This is a genomic window from Micromonospora globispora (assembly GCF_003857015.1).
Taxonomy (GTDB): Bacteria; Actinomycetota; Actinomycetes; order Mycobacteriales; family Micromonosporaceae; genus Micromonospora; species Micromonospora globispora.
The window spans coordinates 1-1,289 of sequence record NZ_QGGF01000260.1 but is presented as its reverse complement, the minus strand read 5'-3'; the positions used below and the strand labels follow the sequence as shown (position 1 = coordinate 1,289).

Annotated in this window: 1 protein-coding gene; it reads left to right on the top strand. The window is 68.4% G+C overall.

Translation table 11 applies throughout. The annotated features are described in order from the left end of the window. Positions 1 to 235 precede the first annotated feature (235 nt). On the top strand, positions 236 to 1,270 hold the full coding sequence (locus tag DKL51_RS12245; protein ID WP_185734781.1) for an IS110 family RNA-guided transposase: 1,035 nt from the start codon (positions 236 to 238) through the stop codon (positions 1,268 to 1,270). Positions 1,271 to 1,289 lie beyond the last annotated feature (19 nt).

Here is a 1,289-nt window from a genome sequence, read left to right as displayed (position 1 = left end):
CAGTGAGGATCATGGGAGAGCCCTCCCCGGCCGGGTCTGACCCTAAGCCTGGCTGACCTCGGGTCTTGAACCGGATCTGTCGATCTGGCCGGGAAGGGCTGCTCGTGCACTCACCGGACGGGTGTCGTGACCTCATAGGAGCCTGGCTAGAGGCCCCATCACTGTCTTGTCCGATCCTGCCCGGCTGGTGCGTGCCGCCCTGACCGATCGAGGAACAGGACAGCCATTGCCCACCATCGCACATCTCCCTGCCCAGGTCACCGCAGGTGTGGACACCCACAAAGACACCCACACCGCGGCGGCACTTGACGACGCCGGCCGCCTCCTGGGCACGGCCCAGTTCCCGGCCACCCCAGCAGGGCATCGGCAACTGCTGACCTGGCTACGGCAACACGGCACCGTCACCCTCATCGGCGTCGAAGGCACCGGCGCCTACGGCGCCGGCCTCACCCGCTACCTGCACACCGAACACGTCACCGTGGTCGAGGTCGACCGGCCCGACCGGTCCACCCGCCGCCACCACGGCAAGAGCGACCCCATCGACGCCGAAGCCGCCGCCCGCGCCGCACAGTCCGGCCGGGCCACCGGCACCCCGAAACAGCGCGACGGACGCGTCGAAGCCCTGCGCCAGCTCCGCATCGCCCGCACCTGCGCCGTCAGGCACCGCGCCGAAATACAACAACGTCTGCAGTCACTGACAACCACCGCCGGCGACGCGGTCCGCAGCAAACTACGCGACCTGACCCCCACCCAGCTGATCCGCACCTGCGCCGCACTACGCCCTGATCCCAACCACGCCGCCGAACCCGACACCGCCACCAAAATCTCGCTACGCAGCCTCGCCCGACGCCACCAGCAGCTGACCACCGACATCACCGAACTCGACAAACTCATCAACCCGCTGGTCCAGGCCATCAACCCTGCCCTATCCGCCGCCCACGGCGTCGGACCCGAAGTCGCCGGACAATTGCTGGTCACCGCCGGCGACAACCCCCACCGGCTACGCACCGAAGCCGCCTTCGCCATGCTCTGCGGCGTCGCACCGCTACCCGCCAGCAGCGGCAAGACCCACCGCCACCGGCTCAACCGCGGAGGCGACCGACAAGCCAACTGCGCCCTCTACCGCATCGCACTGACCCGCCTCGCCCGCGACTCCCGAACCCGGACCTACCGCGACCGCCGCATCCAACAAGGCCTCAGCACCACCGAAACCATGAGATGCCTCAAGCGCTACATCGCCCGAGAGATCTACACCCTGCTGACCGCTTGACGGACCATAGGAGCATCCG